The sequence below is a fragment of the Metabacillus endolithicus genome (assembly GCF_023078335.1).
GTDB classification, from domain to species: Bacteria; Bacillota; Bacilli; order Bacillales; family Bacillaceae; genus Metabacillus; species Metabacillus endolithicus.
This window is the reverse complement of sequence record NZ_CP095550.1, coordinates 1,943,489-1,964,052: the sequence shown is the minus strand read 5'-3', so window position 1 is coordinate 1,964,052 and position 20,564 is coordinate 1,943,489. Positions and strand designations below refer to the sequence as shown.

Here is a 20,564-nt window from a genome sequence, read left to right as displayed (position 1 = left end):
TTAATGAAGTCTATTAATAACTCAACTTTGTAGGAGGTGATCCAACTAAACTAGGTGTAAGAGAGTAGTAGATATAAACTTCTGTTCTATGTATACAATTTCAAACTAGGGGGTTTCATACATGAAAAAGAGTGTTAGTAAGATTGTTTTGTTCATGGCAATTAGTTTTGTTCTGATCATCTCAGGCTGTAGCAACAAGTCTGGAACGGAAACAGAAAAGAATAAAGAAGGCCTTACAGAGTTTACTCTATTTAGTGCAGATCCACATACGCAATGGGATAATATGGAAAGTCCTGTAAGTAAAGTTGTCAAAGAAAAAACAGGTGTAACGTTAAATCCTGAATTTGACGTAAATGGTGGAACGCAAAAAATTGCCTTAATGATTGCAAGTGGAGAGTATCCGGACATTATTGCACCAAAAGGTGAAGCAGGAAAATTAGTTGATGCTGGTGCACTTATTGATCTTACGGATCTTATTGAAGAACATGCTCCTAACTTGAAAAAAGTATATGGAGATTATATGAATCGTCTAAAATGGAGCAGTGATGATGAGTCAATCTACATTTTACCTACAGCTCCTGTAGACACTCAGTACTTTAAGCCTAGTCATGGTGTGGGATTACAGCATGCAGTTGTAAAGGAACTTGGATATCCTGAAATTAATACGTTAAAGGATTTTGAAAACGCTATTAAAGAATATAAAGAAAAGGTACCAGAAGTAAATGGGCAATCTACTATTGGTTTATCACTATTAGCAGATGACTGGCGCATTATGATTTCGACGACAAACCCAGCTTTCTGGTCAACTGGTGCATCTGATGATGGAGAATACTATGTTGATCCAGAAACGTATGAAGCAATGTTTCATTACAAGCGTCCAGAGGAGAGAGAGTACTTCCGTTGGTTAAATCATATGAATGATGAAGGGTTACTTGATCCAGAAAGCTTTGTTCAAAAATATGATCAATATTTAGCTAAATTATCTTCAGGACGTGTATTAGGAATTATTGATGATGATTGGGAATTCGACGAGGCGCAGCGTGCATTACGTGAACAAGGTCAACACGATAGAATGTTTGGATTATACCCTGCGACACTGGAAGAAGATATGAAGCATGCGAACTTCCAAAGTGCTGGTTATTTAGCTGGCTGGGGGGTTGGTATCACAACTAATTGTGAAGATCCGGTAGCTGCCATCAAATTCTTAGATTTTCTAGCATCTGAAGAAGGTCAAATTCTTCAAAACTGGGGAATTGAAGGAGAACACTACACAATTGAAGATGGAAAACGTGTCATTTCTGATGAAGAAATGGATAAAAGAAATAACAATGCTAACTATGTAAAAGAAACTGGTATTGGTGTATTAAAAGGCTTTGCTCCTCTTTATGGAGATGGAGTAACTGATTCAAATGGCCAAACATATACAATTGCTTCTCCAGAACAAATAAAAGATGCTTATACTGATGTAGAAAAAGAAGTATTAACTAACTATGGTGTTGAAATGTGGAAGGACTTATATCCACAGGAAGATGAATTCCCTATCAAACCTTGGGGTACATCTTTTAATATTCAAGTTCCTGGTGATTCAGATTTAGCGCTTATTGAACAAAAGGTGCTTGATATTGTGAAGAAACGTATTCCGGAGGCAATCTTAGCAAAACCTTCTGACTTTGATAAGGTGTATGATGGTTTCTTGAAAGAAATCGATGACGCTGGTGCGAAAGAAGCCGAAGCAATGAGAACAGAATTAATCAAAGAGCGAGTAGAGCTTTGGAATAACTAAGATAAGAAGATAAGAGACCCGAAATCACCTTTGGGTCTCTTTTAAAAATAAGGAACATTTAAGTGTAATTAATTTGAAAATTCGTCTATCTACCAAATAGATTTTTGGTAAATTGACTTAATGATATGAAGAGGTGTAAACATGAAATTTACAGATGGATATTGGATGATAAGGGAAGGCTTAGATTTAATTTCTGGAGTACAGTTTTTTAAGGCTACTACAACAGAGAATACTTTAAAAGTATTAGTAGCACCGAAGGATATATCCGATCGAGGCTATCAACTAGATACGTCCTTATTAACAGTGGAATTTTCATCTCCAATGGAAGATGCGATTCGAGTAAAAATCATTCATCATAAAGGAACATTGCAGCGTGGTCCAGAATTTCAGCTTTATGAACAGCAAGCCCCCGTTTCAATAGAAGAAAATGAAGATACTATTACATTTACAAGTGGAAAAACAAGTGCAGTGATTAATAAAAAGGGACCATGGGGAGTTCAATACTTATATAATGGCAAAAAAATAACCGGCAGTAGCTATAAGGCGATGTCTCACATTACGGAAACAGCAAATAAAACAACCTATGTTCGCGAAGAGCTTAATTTAGGTGTTGGAGAAAATATCTATGGTCTTGGTGAAAGATTCACTTCCTTTGTAAAGAACGGACAAGAAATCGAGATATGGAACCAAGATGGAGGTACAGCATCACAACAATCATATAAAAACATCCCGTTCTACGTATCAAACAAAGGATATGGAGTCTTTATCAATCACCCGGAAAACGTATCTCTTGAAGTGGCTTCTGAAAAAGTATCAAAGATTCAATTCAGCGTAAAAGGCGAATCATTAGATTACGTTATTTTTGGCGGAGAAACGTTAAAAAATGTTATCTCAAACTACACATCATTAACAGGTAAACCAGCAATGCCACCTGCATGGTCGTTTGGTTTATGGCTATCAACTTCTTTTACAACAAACTATGATGAAGAAACAGTAAATAGCTTCGTAGAAGGAATGCGTGAACGAGATATTCCATTATCGGTATTCCATTATGATTGTTTCTGGATGGAAGCATTAAATTGGACCGACTTTGAATGGGATCGAAGCATGTTTCCAGATCCTGATGGAATGCTAAAACGAATGAAAGAAAAAGGATTAAAAATTTGCGTATGGATCAACCCTTATATTGCTCAGGAATCAAAGCTTTTTGACGAGGCCGTTCAAAATGGCTATTTAATTAAACGCCCTAATGGAGATGTATGGCAATGGGATAAATGGCAGCCAGGTATGGGAATCGTTGATTTTACTAACCCTGCAGCATGTGAGTGGTATGCTAGTCATCTTAGAAGATTAGTAGATATGGGGGTAGATTCTTTTAAAACCGATTTCGGCGAAAGAATCCCGACTGACGTTGTTTACTTTGATGGTTCGAATCCTGACAAAATGCATAATTACTATACATTCTTATACAACAAGGTTGTTTTTGATGTATTAAAAGAAAAGCTTGGAGAAGGGGAAGTTTCCTTATTCGCTCGTTCAGCAACAGCAGGAGGTCAGCAATTCCCGGTTCACTGGGGTGGTGATTGTGATGCTACCTATGAATCAATGGCTGAAAGCATTCGAGGAGGATTGTCACTTGGTTTAACAGGTTTTGGTTTCTGGAGTCATGACATCGGTGGATTTGAAAGTACAGCTCCTGCTGATTTATTTAAACGCTGGGTAGCATTTGGTCTTCTTTCAAGTCATAGCCGTTTGCATGGTAGTAAATCCTATCGTGTTCCTTGGGCATATGATGAAGAAGCTGTCGAAGTCACGAGATTTTTCACAAAGTTAAAATCAACCTTAATGCCATATATCTTTGATTCAGCTAATGATTCAGCAAAGCTAGGGCTTCCAATGATGAGAGCCATGCTACTTGAGTTCCAAAACGATCCAGCTGTCGAAACATTGGATAGACAATATATGTTTGGTGACTCATTACTTGTACCCAATATTTAACGAAGAAGGAGATGTATCATTTTATCTTCCAAAAGGAAAATGGACGCATCTATTATCAAATGAAGTAATAGACGGAGGAGAATGGAGAACTGAAAATCATGGCTACTTAAGTCTTCCATTATATGCTCGTCCTAATTCACTCATTGCGTTCGGTTCAATTGATAACAAAGCTGATTATGACTACGCCAACAATGCCGAACTGCACCTCTTCCAACTCGAAGACGGTAAAACAGCAACAGCCACTGTGCGAAACCCTAAATCACAAGCAGAACTAGCAGTATCAGCAACCCGTAATGAAAATGAACTAACAATTAATATCTCTGAAACTGTAGGAAAACCATGGTCACTTTTATTACGTGGAATCACAGAAATAAGTAGAGCTGACTCTGTAAAGATTAAATCTACTGAACTAGGAATAAAACTTATACCAGAACATGGTGTTGAAAGATTTACGGTTGTTCTTTAATTAATTGTTCTTTTAAGTTTTGGGCAAATGTTGGTTTTCTAACATTTTATGCTACTAGTTTTAAAACGATAGTGTAATGGAGCGGAAGACACTTGACGCCTGCGGGAGCAGCGGGACAGGTTAGACCCCGCAGCCGTTTACGCCGAGGAGGCTCACCGCACGCCCCGGGGAATCTTGTGTCTGCAGCGCAATGAAACGTCCCAATAAAAAGGGTTAACCCTATACTTTCTAACATTCAATATAATGGAGGCAATAAATATGGCAATCATTCAATTCCCTAAAGACATGAAATGGGGAACCGCAACAGCATCCTACCAAATTGAAGGTGCAGCAAACGAAGACGGGCGTGGACCATCAATATGGGATACATTCTCCCATACACCTGGAAAAGTAAAAGGTGGTGACAACGGCGATATTGCATGTGATTCCTATCATAGATACGAAGAAGATATTAGAATCATGAAAGATCTTGGGATCGATTACTACCGCTTCTCTGTTGCATGGCCACGTATTTATCCAAATGGTAAGGGAGACATAAACCCAAAAGGATTAGAATTTTACCATGATTTTGTTGATAAGCTAATAGAAAATGGAATCGAGCCAATGTGTACACTCTATCACTGGGATCTTCCACAAGCCCTTCAAGATCAAGGCGGTTGGGCAAACAGAGAAACCATTGATGCATTCGTTCAATATGCAGAAACGATGTTTCGTGAATTTAAAGGGAAAATTAAATACTGGATTACATTAAATGAGCCATGGTGTATTTCTTTTCTATCCAATCATATCGGAGCACATGCACCTGGAAATCAAGATCTTCAGCTAGCTACTGATATCTCTCATCACCTACTAGTTGCCCATGGTCGAGCAGTGAAAAAATTTAGAGAATTAGAGATAGATGGACAAATTGGCTTTGCACCAAACACCACATGGCTAGATCCTTTTAGTGATCAACAAGAGGATCTCGATGCATGTCAACGTGACATTGGTCATTATGTGGAATGGTTTATGGACCCGGTATTTAAGGGAGAATATCCGCAGTTTATGGTCGAATGGTTTAGGAAAAAAGGGGTTGAACTTCATATCCAATCCGGAGATTTAGATGATATTAACCAGCCTATTGACTTTCTTGGGATTAATTATTACACAGGTCATATCGCGCGTTATAAAGAAAATACAGGTTTATTTGACTTTGAATATATTGAAATGGGCTATGAAAGAACGGATATTGATTGGCCGGTTTATCCTGAGGGATTTTTTAAAGTGCTGACGCACATTACGAAAAGATATGGCGATGTACCGATTTATATTACGGAAAATGGTGCATGTTACAATGATGAACCTGTTAATGGTAAAGTCGGAGATGACCGAAGAATTAAATACTTACAACAGCATTTAACCGCATTAAGTCAAGCGATAGAATCTGGAGTAAATATTAAGGCTATTTTGTATGGTCTTTAATGGATAACTTTGAATGGGCAGAAGGCTATAGCAAAAGATTTGGGATTGTACATGTTGATTACAACACTCTAGAAAGAACGAAAAAAGATAGTTTTTATTGGTACAAAAAGACGATTGCAAACAATTGGTTTGAGTATTAGAGAAGAAGGGAAGCGACTAAATCGTTTCCCTTTTTATTTAATAGATTTCAACTAACCTACATCACCCAGCTTCTTCAAACAAAGAATTCTCTCTATTCCCATTCCTAAACTTCATATAAAAACAACCCGTAATCAGGAGTGACAACACACCAAAGATCACAGTCATCTGTTGAAATCCGATGATATCTAATAAAAGTCCTGTTGCGACTAAAACGATTTGATAGGTGAAATCGTCAAACATTCCCCTGAAAGAGAAAAATCGACCATGAAAATCACTCGGAACATTTGTCTGAAAGATTGTCGCTGCAGTTGGAAAGAAAGTACCTACTGAAAAGCCGAATAAAATAAACGCTACAACTGTTATAATCGGCATGTTTGTAAAATAGAGGACTAGTTGAGAAATCCCGATTATAGTTGAAAAGAACAATAACGTAGCATATGGAGACTTGTTCCCATATCTTTTAACGAAAAAAGCACCGAGCATAAAGGAAATTCCTTCTGCAGCATATAGCCAGGCTTTTACTGAGGGATTGTTTTGAATTTCACTTATCGCGATAATGATCAGATTAAAGCCCCCAATAAACAGAATCGGTACGATCGTTAAAACAAGTGTCATGAGGACAAGAGGCTGACCTTTTATAAGAGGAAACACCTCTTTAAATCCTTGTCCATTTGAAGCAGCATCTTCTTTAATGCTTTGAGCTTTACCCTTTTGTTCATCTACTTTTAAGAAGCATGTAAGAATAAAAAGAACAACATAAGAGATAAACGCCAACAAATAAAGCGTCCAAAGTGACATTACACTTAAGAAAATCCCAGCAGCGGCTGTACCTAGAATGCGGGATAGAGTAGAAACATTTGTATGGATTCCGTTAAGCTGCAACAAATCTTTTTTCTCCACAACAAGAGGGAGAGTTGCTTGCAATGCTGGGAAATAGAAGGCTGCTGAAAGATTAATAGCAATAAGAAACGCAATCATCCACCAAACAGAGCCTGTTTCGATCGCGATAAACATAAAAGCTACACTGATGAGTCGTGCAATGCCAGAGTAAAGCATGATAGTTTTCTTGTTATATTGGTCTGTAATCTTTCCCGCAAGTGGACCAGCGATAATTCCTGCAAAAATACCAGCTACAAGAATAAGAGATTTTAAGAAATCAGAAGATACCTTATCCTGCATAAACTCAAGATCACCGATAATACCCAGCCATAATCCAAATCCTGCTACAAATTCACCTGTTAGCAGAATCCACACATTTCTATTTTTTCTCATAAGTAAGAAGCCTCACATTCTCGTAGAATTTTACATTTCATATGTATATATTTTACTAATCACTCATCCTCTTATTGAAATTGATTATCATTATTATTTATAATAACAGAAGATCACACAATGATTAAGGAGGAGATGTACCATTTTTATTCAGAAAAAATCAATCACTGTTACAGAGGGTCATGCGGAGAAGATGGTAGAGCGTTTTGCAGGGGAGGGAATCATTGAGAAGCAACCGGGCTTTATTGATATGAGTGTTAGCAAGAAAAAACAACGAAAAGGTAATGAAGAAGTGATGATTCTCATTCGTTGGGAATCAGAAAGTGCTTGGAAGGCATGGGAAACAAGTGAGATTCATCTAGCTGGCCACCGTGAAAATCGTGGCAAACCTTCTCCTTCATTCATTTTAGATAGTTGTCAAGATTTATACTATGTGCTCGGACAGAAAGAATATACAAGCCCATAAAGGGAGAAAGAGATCGCTTATAATCTGATGAGCGATCTCCTTAGTTAGCTTTTCAAGCCAGTTCCCTTTCTAGTAAGTAACATATAAATTAAATAGGGAGCTCCGATAACAGAGATCACAATACCGACTGGAATATCAGCCGGTGCTAAGAGATTTTTCCCAATCATATCAGCAACAAGTAAAAGTAGGGCACCGATTAAAGCAGATAAAGGTAAAAGGCTGAAATAATTTGCTCCACATAGTCGACGGGCAAGGTGAGGAGCCAATAGCCCAATAAATGCTATGCCACCACCAACAGCTACGCATGCTCCAGCTAAAGCTGCTGAAAGAATTAATAAAAATCGGCGCTCAGACTCAACCTTTAGACCAAGAACATGTGGAACAGCTTCACTAAACTGAAGCAGATTCATTGATCTTGCTTTTAAAAAAGAGATCGGAATTAAAATTGAAATCCAAGGTAGCAAAGCCCATACATACGGCCATTGTGCTCCCCAAATGCTTCCTGTTAGCCATATAGTTGCCGCTTGAAAATCTTTGGGGTCCATTTTTAGTTGAAAAATAATTAATAATGCCCCACATAGGGCATTAAAGCCAAGTCCCATAAGAAGGAGACGTCCAGGGTCAATTCCGTTCTTCCATGAAAAGCTATAGATTAAGAGTGCAATGAGTAAAGCGCCTACAAACGCGAAAACAGGTAGAAAAAAGTAGAAGAAAGAATACTGCTCTTTGATTGCCCAAATATGAAAATACAACACACTACAGCTAATCCTGCTCCTGCATTTATTCCTAGTATTCCAGGATCAGCTAATGAATTACGTGATAAGCCTTGAAGAATCGCTCCTGATAGCGCTAGCCCTGCTCCAATTAACATAGCAATAATCATTCGCGGTAATCTTAATTGATACAAAACAAGCTCTTGCTGAGGAGTTCCATTTCCTAAAATAGTTGCAAAAATTTCTTTGAGTGATATGGGTAAAACACCAGTTGAGAGACTGACAATAAAAACACTGAAAATCAAGAACATAAGTAGGAATAACCATAATCTTGATTGAAGAAATGCTTCTTTCCAATCCATTACATATACCCCCTTTTCTGACGTGATAGATAAAGGAAAAATGGTACCCCGACAAGGGCAGTAACCGCACTAACAGGTGTTTCAAATGGTGGGTTGATCATTCGGGCGCCGATGTCTGCGACAACAAGAAGAAAGGCCCCGGCAATCGCGCTAAGCGGCAGCAATAAACGATAATCGGGACCAACAAGCAAACGAATTACATGTGGAATCACAAGTCCGATAAAGCCGATACTACCTGCAATTGAAACAGCAGCACCTGACAGTAAAATAACACTAATCAATCCGATCCAACGAACTTTTTGATAAGATTGTCCGAGTCCTGTAGCGACTTCTTCTCCCATAGCTAAAATCGTTAGCGAACGACTTATCCATAAAGCAAGTGTTAAGCCAATGATTACGGTGGGAAGGAGAATAAAAACATGAAGCCATTTTGTTCCTGATAACCCACCTGCAAACCAAAAGCTAAGGTCTTGGGATACTTGAAAATAAAGCGCAATACCAGTTGATAAGGCACTAAAAAGTGTACTCAAGGCAGCTCCTGCTAAAGTAAGTGTTACAGGAGAGATTCGATCTCTTGATATCATCGAAAAAGCTAAAACACAGAATGCACCAATCGCTGATCCTGCAAATGACCAAAGAAGAAGAACCCAATAAGATCCAGATCCCACAAACGCAAGAGAAATTGCGATGGCTAATCCTGAACCATGTGTAATACCAATAATTGATGGATCTGCAAGGGGATTTCGTGTAAGTCCTTGCATGATTGTTCCTGCAACAGCAAGTGTTGCCCCAATTAAAGCGGCTGTTAAAGCACGTGGAATGCGTATTTCCCGGATAAGCTGATGCTCAATATTTCCATTTTGAAACGAAAAAAAGAATCAATGATAACAGAAGGTTTTATCAGAACTGCTCCAAGACCAATGGATATAATTAAGCTAATAAAAATGAAAAGCAAACCAAATAAACTCAGTGCTGTTGCGTTATTTTTCTTCACAGATTGAGATGGTGAATCACATGGTAATTCAGTCATTGAATGGTTTTTCATCGTAATCATTCCTTTTATTTTTCGTGTAAATGATTATCATTTTCATTTACTGTCGTAATTGTCTATTAATCTACTATTGTTACATTCAGTTTGTCAATTCTTTTTCAAAAATAAGGAAGGTGCTTTTATGACAGATTTACTTTTGACTAAGCTTCATCATTTTAAGTTAGATATGATGAAAATCCGTGATGGAGGTATGGAATTCATCCACGTCATGAACGGGCATATTAGCCTTATTTACATTGCTTCAGGTCACGGGTTTATCGTGAGAAATGGAGAGCAGGAACCTCTTAAGGAAGGGAAAAGTTATTTCTTAACAGAAGACTGTCAATTCCTATCCACTGCCCCGGAGCTTTTAACTGTTTATAAGCTGTCATGGGATAAGAAAGTAAAAGAACTTTCTAATATATTGTCGATTCGCCTTGCTGACCAATTGCCAGCAAAAATGGTTTCGCTGTGGGATGAAGCCATTCGTTTACAAAAAGGGGAGTCGTTGTCGGCTCAATGTAGGTTTCAATCAGCGATTTGGACTATTTTATCTTTTTTAACTGATTATGCAGAAGTGGATCAGATCGAGGAAACGATGGAATTGATTCGAAAGAATGTAGCAAGTCCATATTCGGTTGCAACACTAGCTGAAAAAGTAAATATGACTCCAAATTCTTTTGCGCGTGCGTTTAAAAAGCGGGTAGGAATGTCGCCCAAAGAGTTTTTAATTGAGGAAAGAATTCAAACAGCAAAGGCGCTTATGCTTCAAAATAAGGGCATTACAACAAAAGATGTTGCGATGAAGATTGGGTTACAGGATGAATTTTATTTTAGTCGTCTTTTTAAACAAAAAGTAGGAGAGGCTCCAACCGTTTTTATGAAAAAATCAAAAGAAAGAATTGCGGTTGTGAGTCAAATGTTTTTACAAGATCATTTACTAGCATTAGGCATACAGCCTGTAGCGGCCCCATTCTACCCATCTGTTTATCCGTCAAGTAACGGGCTACCGAGTCATCTTGAACATCATTTACAAGGAACACGTCTACTAAATGCAGAAAAGATGTTTAAACCAGAAGACATTCTTCAATCACAGCCAGATCGAATTTTTAAAACTCCTTTACATAATGGAGAAGTACAAGCTGTGTTGCTATCACATCAGCAAAAAGTACAGCATATTTCATTGAAAACAGAATGGAATGCCTACTTTCGCGAGATTGCAAGCTTACTTGGAAAAGAGAATATGGTTGATAAGATCGAGCATGAGATTTGTTGCTTGGAGTCAAAAGTGAAGGATGAACTCTGTCCTTTGACGAGAAAAGGGAACTGGGCGGTTATATGGATCAGACAAAATGAAATCCGTCTTTATGGTCACAGTGATCATGCTTGCTTTGATCTACTTTACCAAAAGCTGGGCTTTGAGCCTCATCCTGATTTGCCAACTAGTGGATACCGAGTACTCACAGTAGAAGATCTTGCTGCGTTAAATATTGACAAGCTGCTAATCCTTTGGAGTCATGAAAAAGATGTATGGAAAGTGGTTCAATCAAAAGAATGGAAAAACATAAAAGCTGTTAAAAATAGAGAAATCTACTATCCCAAAAGCCATGAATGGGATCCTTGGGGACCAATAGGCAGGAAGCATATGCTCCTACAATTTAGCTCAAGCTTTAAAACTTCAAGATTAATGTCATAGTTTTATAAGTTGTATATTTTGTCCATGTAAAAAGGATGAATTGTCCATGTTCGCTTTAATTGATAATTGTTATCATCATAAATGAAATTCATTATCAATTAGGAGGAAGGCTCATGACAAAGAAATTCGCTTCATGGAGCATGATGGTAATGCTGCTTTTACTTGTATTAACAGCATGCGGTAGTGGAGAAAAAACAGCTTCTAATGCAGAAGAGAATAAAGAGGAAGATCAAGCAACAGAGGAAGTCGAGACAGAGCAAGAAGAGCAAGTAGAGGAGACAAGAACGGTTAAGCACTTATACGGTGAGGCAGAAGTACCGATGGATCCGGAGAAAATTGTGTTACTATCACATGTTTCATGGGAAGGTTCACTCGTATCTGTTGGCGTTAAACCACATGCTGTTATGGCATATGACAATGAATTCCCACCACATTTAACAGAAGAATTAGCTGGTGTCACTGCACTTCCATATGCAGATGAAATAAATACGGAAGAAATTGTAAAGCTTAACCCTGATTTACTAATTATCAGTGATCGATACAAGCCACTATATGATGCGTTAGCTGAGACAATTCCTACTGTTGTTGTAGAGGTAGGGGGAGATTGGAAGGAAGATCACCTTAAAGTAGCTGAAGCAGCTGGTAAATTAGAAGAAGGTAAAAAGGTGATTGAAGACTTGAAAAGAAGCAGAAGATATCGGAAATCGCATTCGTGAGAAGGTTGGGGACGAAACATTCATGGCAGTTGGTATCAATAAAAAGGACATTCGTGTATATGGAACAACAAATCATGCAACGAACTCATTATTATTTGATGATCTGAAATTAAAACCAACTGAAAACCTGCCTGAAGATTTTGGTGAAAATATTTCAATTGAAGGTCTAGTAAAATATGATCCTGATCACATTATCGATGTAACATACTTTAATAGTGGTGAATATTATGACTCTGTTACACAAGGAGAAGTGTGGAAAAACCTAAGAGCGGTACAAAATGATAAAGTACATACCCTTACAACAACTTGGGGATTTTGGGATCCAATTGAACGTCAAAAAGGCTTGAAAGAAATTGAGACATTATTATTAGGTGAATAATCATGTAGTATGAACATTTAGTCTTCTGAAAAAGAAGACTATTTTTCCCTCATCTATTGAGAATGATTTTCAATTAGTAGGACTATAGACTCTGTGAAAGGGTGGAAATATGAACTATTCAGCTAAACAAATTGCTGAAAACGCAACGTTTCAGGCCTTTTTTAATAGCTTTATTCGAGAAGTAGACATTGGACAATGTATAAGGACGGAGGACTGGATCATAGAAAATAGGTCTTCGATCCTCCTTAATGGTCCATACATACTAGAGCTTGAACTTCCTCAGCAAGAAATCATATTAGCAATTGAAGTGAACTATCGCTCAAAGGTTGGGAGACATGTTTTAGGCACACCACTTAAGTACTGTCAAAAAGGAAAGCAGTGGTATAGAGAAGAAAAGCTCACGCTGATGATGACGTTAGTTCAAGAGCTTCACTTAATGGCAACTTCAAATCGTGATCATGATCTTGCTTCACATTATGATGAGCTAATTCTCAGATTAATTGGAAGCTATCAAACAATGCAAAGATATATTGAAGCAAGATTGGAGAATTCGCATACTCTTTATTCAGCAAACAGTTCATTTATAGAAACCGAGCAATCTCTACTTTTTGGTCATTGGTTTCACCCAACACCAAAAAGTAGGCAAGGAATGTCATATTGGCAGCACAAAAGCTTTGCACCTGAATTAGCAGGAAGTTTTCAGCTTCATTACTTTCAAATTGATTTCAGCATGATAAAAGAAGAATCCATTATAACTGAGAGTGCTAGTGAGCTGCTGAAAAAAGCCTTAATAAAATCATCTCCTGCTCTACACATTTCAAAAGAAGCTTGTATCGTACCGATGCATCCGCTTCAAGCACAATGGCTTTTACATCAAGATCATGTGAAAGATGCAATAAATAGGGGATTAATCAAAAATTTAGGTACATTAGGAAAGAACTATACCGCCACGTCATCACTACGAACGGTTTATCAAGATGATGAGGAGTATATGCTTAAATTTTCGATTCCCGTGAAAGTGACCAATTCATTACGAGTTAATCAACAGCATGAGCTAAAAGCAGGAGTTGTAATGGCAAGATTATGGAAGAAATTATCGTTTATTGAAACCTATCCAGCTTTTCAAATTATTGATGATCCTGGATATATAACGGTTGATTTCCCACATCAAAAAAAATCAGGATTTGAAGTGATTATTCGGTCAAACCCCTTTCCTAAAGGAAGAGATAAAGGAATCAGCTCGATAGCAGCGATTGCACAAGATCCCTTGCCAAATCAACAATCAAGGCTTTACCAACTCATCATGAAGGTGGCAAAGCGAGATCATCGTTCAATAGAAGATGTGAGTTTGAAGTGGTTTGAAAAGTATTGGGATTGTGCAATTGACCCACTTATCCGTTTATATGATGAGCACGGAATTGCGTTAGAAGCTCATCAGCAAAACAGTGTTTTAGATGTATCAGAGGTTATCCTAAAACATATTTTTACCGAGATAATCAAGGCTATTATTTATCGGAAAATCATAAACAGTATCTATGTCATATGGAGCCATCATTACTCGAAACACCAGAGCTATTTTATAATGATTCGTTAATACAAGAAAGATTTACCTATTATCTTGTGATGAATCAGCTTTTCTCAGTAATCTATCGATTCGGAGCTGATGGGCTGATCTCAGAAGATATTCTGCTTCAATGGTCAACAGACAAATTACACTTGTTAGAAAAAGAGCTAAAAGGACAAGGCAAACAACTTGTTCACACCTTATTACATGAAGACAAACTATCGTACAAAGCCAATTTATTAACCCGTCTTCATGATGTAGATGAACTAACAGCAAAGCTAGAGCAGGCGATTTACACAAAAGTAAACAATCCTTTCTTAAACCTTCAAAAGGAGGAACAATGTGCAAAAGTTATCTCTTATACCTACTAAAACAGCAGAAAACCGAGTGAAAAAACAATTAGTTGAAGCATTGCTTTATGAAAATCTAATTCCATTTGAAGAAGACAAGGGTACCTTTCATCTACTCGGAAAATCACATACCTATCGTTTTAGAGGAAAAAGAATGGCCTTTGATAGGGTGCGACTAGACGAAGAAAGTATTGATGCAACTATAGAAGAGCTAGTAGAAGCATGTATAGGGGATAGTGAGGCAAAACGTAGATTAGTTGTTGAGCTAACTCAAACGATCACCCTATGTGAGTGGAATGAAGCTCATCTTTTCCATCCGATGTCGAGGAGGGACTCCAGCTACGAAGAATTAGAATCAGAAATCAGTGAAGGCCATCCGTATCATCCATGTTTTAAGTCGCGTATGGGGTTTTCAATTCAAGACCATGAACAGTATGGTCCAGAAGCTAAACGATCGTTTCCATTAGTTTGGACGGCGGTAAAAAGAAACAAAGTAAGAATATCAATTCCCGGTGACGAAGAAGCATTTTGGAGAAAAGAGCTTGGCTCATTAATGTGGGAATACATGTTACAGCAGCTTCATTCGATGGGAGAAAGCTTTGATACCTATACGTTTTTACCGATTCATCCTTACCAATGGAAGTCGATTCAAGAACATCTAGAAAATTCTATAAATGCCAGAGAGATCCTTTTGTTAAGGGTGAAAGGAGATTATTACAGGGCCACTCAATCTGTTCGCACCTTATGGAACAAATGCAATCCTGAAAAAGCAAATATGAAGCTATCTATGAATATGGTCAACACATCTTCTAAAAGAACACTACAGCCTCATGCTGTTTGTGCAGCAGCTTATATTTCAGATTGGCTTGAAAACGTCATTCAAAACGATTTTTATCTAAAAAATGAGGCAGCTCTCGTTATATTGAAGGAATATGCTGGTATCACTTTTGAATCATCAGAACAAGAGTTAGAAGGACAGTTAGGAGCCATTTGGAGAGAAAGCATAAGGTTATATATGTACAAGGGTGAGGAGGCTGTACCATTTACTGCTCTAGCCATGATCGAGCAGGATGGTCGAACTTTTATAGATGATTGGCTTACTCAATATGGAATTGAAAACTGGCTAAACCAATTCATCCTAGTAAGTGTTGTCCCTGTCTGGCATCTTTCATCGCACACGGAATTGCGATTGAAGCTCATGCACAAAATATGATTCTTTTACACAAAAATGGCTGGCCAACAAAAGTTGTTTTACGAGATTTCCATGATAGCTTGGAGTATGTTGAGGAGTTTTTAGTAAATAAAGATTTTGTACCAAACTTCGAAAACATTCATCCTACTTTTAAAGATGCACCCCCTGATCAATATTATTGGATGTCATCTGTGGAGGCTTTAAGAGAGCTTGTTATGGATACCTTATTTGTCTTCCATTTAACAGAGCTATCAGCACTACTTGAAAAACAATATGGCTACAAAGAGGAAAAAATTTGGCATGCAGTGGATACAGCGCTCTGTCTCCATCTGGATAAATTCCCCGAGTTGATTCATCGACACAAACAGGTAGAAATAAATAAACCGTTTATATATGCTGAATCTCTTTTAAAGAAAAAGCTTAGCAAAAAGAGTGAAGGTGAATTTCGTCACATTGTGAAAAATACGTTAGGACAAAAGGAGAATTATCGATGATTTATGCTGATGACCATTACTATACATTGCATGATGTCGAGAAACAATATGAGTTCTTTGATTCAATCGAGCAGATTAGAGAGTGTCAAAATAAAAGATTAGCTGTTTGTTTATCTGATATGTTTCAGTGGATCACACTATGCTTATATATTCGTCAAAAAGGCGGGATGGTGTTTCCAATCCACCCTTCAACACCACAACAAGGAGCGTTACGAATGGCAACTGATGCTTCTTGCCATTTTCTATTCTATCAATCAATGCATTCTATGACTGAATTATCAAGTATTGAATGGGAAGGTGAAGGTGGTCTTATCCAAATGAGTTCAGGCACAACAGGTACTCCAAAATGCATTGAACGATCATGGAGTTCTGTTGAAGAAGAGCTGACTAGCTATGTTTCCACACTATCTCTTGATCGTTTCACCACCTCAATTGTCGCGTGTCCTGTTACTCATTCTTATGGATTAATTAGCGGCGTGCTTTCTTGTCTAAAAAGAGGGGCAGAGCCTGTTATCATCACAAAAATGAATCCAAGTTATCTATTAAAAAAGCTTAATGAGCATCGCAATCATATTTTTTATGCAGCACCAACACTTTTACATACATTGAGCAGGTTAATGGGCGCGAATCAACGGTTTCACTATGTGATGACTTCAGGAACAGTGATCCCAGCTATTTGGTTAGAGTCATTAAAAAGCGTTTCAACAAAAGTGTTTCAGCAGTATGGATGTTCTGAAGCTGGATGTGTTGCCGTTCACACAAACCTGCAGCAAGCTTGGGAAATGGGATATCCTTTACCTCATCTTAGAGTGGAAGCTGGTGAAATGGATGCTCCGAGTGAAATCATTGTTCACACAGCCACAAACTCTGTTTCTACAAAGGATTTAGGTTATGTTAAAGATGGAATTCTTTCGTTTTTAGCAAGAATTGATGACACAATTAATGTTGCTGGGTTAAATGTTTACCCTCAAGAAGTGGAAAATGTTTTAATGAATGAACCCAGAGTTATCGAAGCAATTGTATTTCGAAAGCAAAACAATTTCACAGGAGAACGGGTATGTGCTCAATATGTTTCAGAGGAAACTATTGAAGAAATAGATCTTAGAGAATGGTGCAGTAAATATCTGGCTCCACACCAAATACCGATCGAGTTCGAACGTGTTTCTTCTATTGAAAAATTACCAAATGGCAAGGTAAGTCGAAAAAAATTAGCGGAGACGTACATATGACAAGAGAAGATATTATTCAAGCAATCTATCACATATTGAAAAATAAAATAGAGCTTCCGACGATTTCTTCTTTTCATGAAGAAGCACGCTTAAACGAAGATCTTTATATGGATTCAGTCATGATTTTAGAGCTTATTTTATTTATTGAGTTAGATTTAGGTATCAAGATGCCAGATGAGGCACTTTCTCCAAATGATTTCAAAACAGTAGGCCACTTGGCTGCCTTCTTAGAGCGTCAACATGTGCAAGGGGTGGTGGTGGAAACTCATGATTAAAGTTCATTGCTTTGTTAGCTGTGTTTGTGAAGTGATAAAAAAAACAAGTGGAGTTGACCACAGGCCTTACTATTTTGGTGTATGGGATGCAGATTTTGATGTTCTTGAAGATGGAACATTAACCTACCATTCAGACAGAATTGACCATGAATTTTTTCAAACATGGTATGAACTGCTTTACGGTATTAAGCTGCAAAAATGGTATGACGAATCAAAATCAAAGCAGGAAAATATCGAAAAGATGTTAAGACTTTTGGAAGCTAAAGACCAGCATCAATATGTAATGGTTATGCTCGACTTATCACTGCTTCCAGAACGAGAAAATAAATTTCATTCAAAGCCATTTCCTCATTATGTGATGCTTGAAAAAACAGAAAATGAGGATGAGTGGTTTATGTATGATCCTGATTTTAGGTGGGAGGGAATATTACCGAAGGATAGAATTCTGAACGCCATCGCGGAACCAGCAGTAGAAGGAGGGTATGTTTTTCAAGCTGAAACAATTCAGCCACCAAGTGCTGAGACCATTCAAGCTTATTTTCATACTTGCCTTAAGCTTGATATTAATCCTATTACTGAGGCGATATCCGACATTGTTAAAGTCTATACGATTGGAAAACAGAAGGAGAACCTGTCGCAGCTTTCTTCAGCATTAAAACAATTACCCGTACTAGCAATAAGAAAATATGCGTATGAGCATGCCTTTGCTTATTTTTGGGAGCTTCTTGAGCTGGAAGAGGAAGGCTTTGAAAGTTGGTGTGATGAAATTGAACTTCTTGTAAAGGGATATACAACAATACAATACCGAGCGATGAAGCTTGCCCTAACAAAGGACTTATCACTCGTTAATGATATTAATTCAAAATTAGCCGAGCAAAATGAACGAGAATTTAAGATTAAAAAGGGATTATTGCAATGCTTCGAACAGTGGTCAAAAGAACAAACCAACAAGACAAAGAAGGTGACGCTTAAATGAAACTCTCGATCTGTACAATCTCTTTTCGACATCATCTCCATTCCCTAGATCAAATTGCACACTGGGCTCAAGCCAATTCTTTTCAAGGAATTGAGCTTTGGGGAATTCATGCAAAAAACTTAGCAGATGAACCTCATTATGGAGCAGACTGGCTGAATGCTTATGGTTTAGAAACAAGTATGATTAGCGATTATCTACCGCTAGAAGTGAGTGAATGCGATCTACTTACAGAGACGAAGAAGCTTTCTCAATTAGCAAAGCATTGGGGAACAAAGAAGATTCGTACATTTGTTGGGAAAAAAGGTAGCGCGCAGACAACTAAAAGGGAACGAGATAAGTTGGTTGAAAAACTTCATTTAATTTGTGAATTTCTATACGCAGAAGGTCAGTCTGTCCTTGTTGAAACACATCCGAATACATTAGCAGATAACCTTGCTTCAACGATTCAGCTACTTGAAGAAACAAATCACCCAGCTCTTCGAATAAACTTTGATGTGTTACATGTATGGGAATCTGGTATAAATCCAATTGAAGCGATGAATCAGCTTGGACCGTATGTGTCTCATTTTCACTTTAAAAATATTGCCTCGCGTTCACAATTAGATGTTTTCTCTCCTAATAATGTTTATGCAGCAGCTGGCTCCAGGAAAGGAATGGTTCCATTATTTGAAGGGGCTGTTAGTTATCAGGATTTTCTTGAAGAATTGATTCCAACAATGGACGTAAATGCTTCGTTAGAATGGTTTGGTCCAAATGTGAAGGAAGTGCTTGTGAAGGATAGGAAGCAGATTCATGCGATAATGGAGTCTTTGAAAGTGAGGGGAAATTAGATTTTAATATAGTCGGTAGAGTAACATAGTAAATAGCCTATCAATTGACATGAATTGATAGGCTGTTTTTTTCTTTACTTTATTCAGCTGCTAGTAGTGTTTGTTCATACTTCCTTAATTCCTTTTCAACTGCAGGTACAGCTTCATAAAAGCCGGATTGATTTTTTTCCTGGGTTCTTGCCTTTAAGCGTTGAAGCATGGCCATTTGTTCATCGAACTGCTCTTTACTTTCATTAGATATTAGATCGTTTTTTATCTCTTTCATTAACTGATATTGTGATATCTCATATCGTGTTCGTTCTAATTGGAGCTTAGCGGGCCTTACAATCTCTTCTCCTAATTTTTTCCTCGTGTCAGCATTAGGAATTTGGCCAATTAATAAATCCATTTGTTTCATACTACTCCTTAGCTGCAGGAATGCCTCATTAAGCAGAGGTAAATTTCCAGAATCGATTATCGTTTTATATTCTGTTGTATAGGCGGTTACTAAATGACCTTGTGTGATCGTTTCCTTTAAATATAAGTCTTTATCAATTTGTCGAGGAAGTGACTTGTATCCGCCTACCTGTTTAATTTCTTTCGCGCGTTTTTTAAGTCTATCTAATGTATTCATCAAAGATTCTGCATCCTCTAACTGATGTTCTTCTATTTTGTCTGTTATTTTATTTAATAACCGATATTGTGAAACTTCATAAATCGTTCTCTCAATGTCTACCTTTGCAGGATGTACAAAAAACCTTTGTAGATTTTTTCTATTTTGATAACCAGGCACTTTCCCGATCGTTTGTTCAATCTTCTTAAGATCACTTGTGAAATCATCATATAATCGATTAATTTCTTCAATATCTCCTGCTTCAACAGCTTGATGATAAGTAAAGATTTTCTCAGAAAATAATTCACCTAGATTGTATGCTTGTTGAAAACTAACTTGTGAAGACGTTTGAACTTGGGCATTTGCTGAATCGATAAGTACGGCATTACTGGTCAAAAGGAGACTTGGGATAAGAACTCCTTTTAATAATAATTTTTTCACTTTTAAACCTCTCCTCCATTAAGTATCTAGTAATAAGACGTTTTTGATGATGAAAAGGTTCCAGTTTTATTTAGGAATAAAACTTAAGTATTAGGAGGAAGATGGTTATTTAATTAGGAAGAACTATTAATAGAGGAA

11 protein-coding genes and 6 pseudogenes are annotated in these 20,564 nt (G+C 37.5%); 13 read left to right on the top strand and 4 right to left on the bottom strand.

What is annotated here, in order from left to right; translation table 11 throughout:
* Positions 1-121: 121 nt before the first annotated feature.
* From MVE64_RS10350 to MVE64_RS10340, 3 genes and pseudogenes are all read left to right on the top strand, one after another.
* Entirely contained in the window at positions 122-1,783 is a 1,662-nt protein-coding gene (locus MVE64_RS10350; protein ID WP_247346224.1) for an ABC transporter substrate-binding protein, read from the top strand.
* A gap of 141 nt (positions 1,784-1,924) precedes the next feature.
* Positions 1,925-4,247: pseudogene (yicI, locus tag MVE64_RS10345) on the top strand (alpha-xylosidase).
* Between the two features lie 258 nt (positions 4,248-4,505).
* Positions 4,506-5,848 (top strand): annotated as a pseudogene (locus MVE64_RS10340) (GH1 family beta-glucosidase).
* Between the two features lie 61 nt (positions 5,849-5,909).
* Here the strand turns inward: MVE64_RS10340 and MVE64_RS10335 are convergent.
* Positions 5,910-7,121, bottom strand: a complete 1,212-nt coding sequence (locus tag MVE64_RS10335) for an MFS transporter (RefSeq protein WP_247346221.1) — start codon at positions 7,119-7,121, stop codon at positions 5,910-5,912.
* Between the two features lie 142 nt (positions 7,122-7,263).
* Here MVE64_RS10335 and MVE64_RS10330 point away from each other — a divergent pair, with 142 nt between their 5' ends.
* Entirely contained in the window at positions 7,264-7,587 is a 324-nt protein-coding gene (locus MVE64_RS10330) for an antibiotic biosynthesis monooxygenase family protein (RefSeq protein WP_212135980.1), read from the top strand.
* 44 nt (positions 7,588-7,631) lie between these two features.
* Here MVE64_RS10330 and MVE64_RS10325 read toward each other — a convergent pair.
* Both MVE64_RS10325 and MVE64_RS10320 read right to left on the bottom strand, forming a co-directional pair.
* A pseudogene (locus MVE64_RS10325) lies at positions 7,632-8,662 on the bottom strand (FecCD family ABC transporter permease).
* Positions 8,662-9,692, bottom strand: a pseudogene (locus MVE64_RS10320) (FecCD family ABC transporter permease). Before MVE64_RS10320 ends, MVE64_RS10325 begins: the two co-directional pseudogenes overlap by 1 nt.
* A 142-nt stretch (positions 9,693-9,834) precedes the next feature.
* Between MVE64_RS10320 and MVE64_RS10310 the strand changes: the two are divergent.
* From MVE64_RS10310 to MVE64_RS10270, 9 genes and pseudogenes are all read left to right on the top strand, one after another.
* Entirely contained in the window at positions 9,835-11,388 is a 1,554-nt protein-coding gene (locus MVE64_RS10310; protein WP_247346216.1) for a helix-turn-helix domain-containing protein, read from the top strand.
* 113 nt (positions 11,389-11,501) lie between these two features.
* Positions 11,502-12,483 (top strand): annotated as a pseudogene (locus tag MVE64_RS27745) (ABC transporter substrate-binding protein).
* A gap of 109 nt (positions 12,484-12,592) precedes the next feature.
* Positions 12,593-14,418 (top strand): annotated as a pseudogene (locus tag MVE64_RS10300) (IucA/IucC family protein).
* Positions 14,390-15,610, top strand: coding sequence for an IucA/IucC family protein (locus MVE64_RS10295; protein WP_247346213.1), 1,221 nt, complete (start codon positions 14,390-14,392; stop codon positions 15,608-15,610). Before MVE64_RS10300 ends, MVE64_RS10295 begins: the two are co-directional and overlap by 29 nt.
* Positions 15,607-16,083 carry an IucA/IucC family C-terminal-domain containing protein gene (locus tag MVE64_RS10290; protein WP_247346210.1) on the top strand — a complete coding sequence of 159 codons (477 nt, stop codon included), beginning with the start codon at positions 15,607-15,609 and terminating at the stop codon, positions 16,081-16,083. The genes MVE64_RS10295 and MVE64_RS10290 overlap by 4 nt, the downstream gene beginning before the upstream one ends.
* A complete protein-coding gene (locus MVE64_RS10285) occupies positions 16,080-17,312 on the top strand; it encodes an AMP-binding protein (protein WP_247346208.1) in 1,233 nt (410 codons plus the stop codon). Before MVE64_RS10290 ends, MVE64_RS10285 begins: the two co-directional genes overlap by 4 nt.
* Positions 17,309-17,587 (top strand): petrobactin biosynthesis protein AsbD, encoded by a 279-nt coding sequence (asbD, locus tag MVE64_RS10280; RefSeq protein WP_247346205.1) that lies wholly within the window; start codon positions 17,309-17,311, stop codon positions 17,585-17,587. Before MVE64_RS10285 ends, asbD begins: the two co-directional genes overlap by 4 nt.
* Positions 17,580-18,563: a DUF6005 family protein gene (locus tag MVE64_RS10275; RefSeq protein WP_247346202.1), complete on the top strand. Its 984-nt coding sequence runs from the start codon at positions 17,580-17,582 to the stop codon at positions 18,561-18,563. Before asbD ends, MVE64_RS10275 begins: the two co-directional genes overlap by 8 nt.
* Positions 18,560-19,393 (top strand): sugar phosphate isomerase/epimerase family protein, encoded by an 834-nt coding sequence (locus MVE64_RS10270; RefSeq protein ID WP_247346200.1) that lies wholly within the window; start codon positions 18,560-18,562, stop codon positions 19,391-19,393. Before MVE64_RS10275 ends, MVE64_RS10270 begins: the two co-directional genes overlap by 4 nt.
* Before the next feature lie 79 nt (positions 19,394-19,472).
* On the opposite strand, the gene MVE64_RS10265 is transcribed toward MVE64_RS10270, so the two are convergent.
* Positions 19,473-20,426, bottom strand: coding sequence for a hypothetical protein (locus tag MVE64_RS10265; protein ID WP_247346197.1), 954 nt, complete (start codon positions 20,424-20,426; stop codon positions 19,473-19,475).
* Positions 20,427-20,564 lie beyond the last annotated feature (138 nt).